This window comes from bacterium (assembly GCA_009926305.1).
GTDB lineage: Bacteria > Bdellovibrionota_C > UBA2361 > UBA2361 > RFPC01 > RFPC01.
In genome coordinates, this window is the sequence record RFPC01000199.1 from 1 (window position 1) to 1,711 (window position 1,711).

The 1,711-nt window shown below is 47.6% G+C and carries 4 protein-coding genes; all 4 read right to left on the bottom strand.

Going from position 1 to position 1,711, the window contains the following annotated elements; translation table 11 throughout:
- Nucleotides 1-142: 142 nt before the first annotated feature.
- On the bottom strand, nucleotides 143-433 hold the full coding sequence (locus EBR25_13700) for a hypothetical protein (protein NBW42037.1): 291 nt from the start codon (nucleotides 431-433) through the stop codon (nucleotides 143-145).
- A gap of 368 nt (nucleotides 434-801) precedes the next feature.
- Entirely contained in the window at nucleotides 802-1,041 is a 240-nt protein-coding gene (locus EBR25_13705) for a hypothetical protein (protein ID NBW42038.1), read from the bottom strand.
- 81 nt (nucleotides 1,042-1,122) lie between these two features.
- Nucleotides 1,123-1,329: a hypothetical protein gene (locus EBR25_13710; protein NBW42039.1), complete on the bottom strand. Its 207-nt coding sequence runs from the start codon at nucleotides 1,327-1,329 to the stop codon at nucleotides 1,123-1,125.
- A gap of 61 nt (nucleotides 1,330-1,390) precedes the next feature.
- Nucleotides 1,391-1,618: a hypothetical protein gene (locus tag EBR25_13715; GenBank protein NBW42040.1), complete on the bottom strand. Its 228-nt coding sequence runs from the start codon at nucleotides 1,616-1,618 to the stop codon at nucleotides 1,391-1,393.
- Nucleotides 1,619-1,711 lie beyond the last annotated feature (93 nt).

Consider the following 1,711-nt stretch of genomic DNA (forward strand, 5'->3'; position numbering starts at 1 on the left):
GTAGTCTCAAATCGGATATGCTTTTCAGCGGTCACATGGCCGTCACGATTGTCACGGGCGAAGTCACAGCAAGCGGTTGAGTTTGGCATTGTAGGTTCCTTTTGATAAAAATGCCTCCCCCCCGAAAGGGGGAGGTTCTGATTCAGCGGGCCTCTGCCTGCCGTGCTTTTCGGCGTAGCCACAAGGCCTTCCGTTCCAGTTTGTCAGCAAGCCATCGCTTGCCGTCCTCCCATGCTAAGGCCGCTTCCTCGCGGGCCTTTTGGGCCATTGCATAGTATTCTTGGGCGAGTTGCTTGTAGTCAATGCCCGTCATCTGATTCTCCAGATTATGAAGGTACATATCACTCCCCCTCCCCCACGCGGGGGAAGGACGATAAATCGCAAGTTGTGGTGACGTTCTTGCCATGCCCCAAGCATACCCTAGTATCGGCATCGCGTCAAGCGTTCCGCCAAGTTTTTTTTCTTTTTTTTTGGCACACCGTTTGCTAGGGCAAATACCATGCCAAAAAACTTGCCGTGGTCCCTCGTTGGGGGGGTTGACATACGCACGAGCGGCCTTTTAAGGCCGCTCCGTCGCGGCTTATACCACCCATCAGGGGGGTTATACTATTTAGTATACCCCCCATCAGGGTTATATATTAACAGATAGGAGTATAACAATAAAAGATAGAGACAACAGTAGCAACAAGAAACAACATAATACAAACAACATCCATATCGCCATCGTTCATAGGTTTGTCCTTAGTATAATAAGCCAGCAGAATACAATCCATACAATCGCAAGGTATAACAAAGCCCCTCCTATATATCAAAGGGTGATAGTTCGTTAGCAATGGCCTCCTCAGTATAGAAGGCGAACGTCTTAGCCTTAGCCTCTCGCTCTAGTTCTGCTGGATCGGCAACGGCTGTTGCAACACTGTGCCGCTTTGCAAGGTAGGCGTTATACTTCTTATCGTCTTCGGGGGTCCATTCCATGTCAACCTCTGGCCCACGGAAATCCTCAAGAGCGTCGAACCAGTCTTCGTTTGTGAAGTATGTCATAAAATCCCTTTCCTTTGTGGTGCTCTGATTCTACCAAATCCCTACTGGTACTGTCAAGCCGATTCTAGAATCCTGGTACTGTCAAGCCGATTCTAGAATCTCGTGCAGCCTATCGCCTTCGTAGAACCTACGGTATCGTCCATCGTCTGTTTTAACCGTTACCAGATTCCCAAAAAACGAGTTGTGGAATCGTTGAATGGTAACAGCCCGCCCGATATATTCGTTGTTGTTGCCGCTGATGAATCGTACCCGATTGCCTTCGTTCACATGATACGTTTGCCGTGTCATTTTTTCTTTCCTTTGTGGTGTCTTTCTATCCTACAGTATCGGCCTTGTGGGTATCAAGTCTTTAGCGAAAACTTTCTACGATTATTTCCTGAACCTGAACGTCGTCGATGATGACGGCATAGCCCGAAACGTCATAGTCGCCAGCGTAGTCCTCAAGTATTTTTTGCTCAAGTGCATCGGCGTTGATGCCAGTGTACTCCTGAACAGTCTCACCATAGTGATCATAGACGCGACCCGTGAAAAGCGTTTCCATTTTTTTTGTCCTCGTGTTGTCGTTGTCGTTCTGCATTCATTCTACAAACTGAATCGGCATTTGCAAGAAAAAACTTTTGAGATTTTCACGATTTGGTCGTAAGTCGTTGGTATCATTAGACTTACGTCG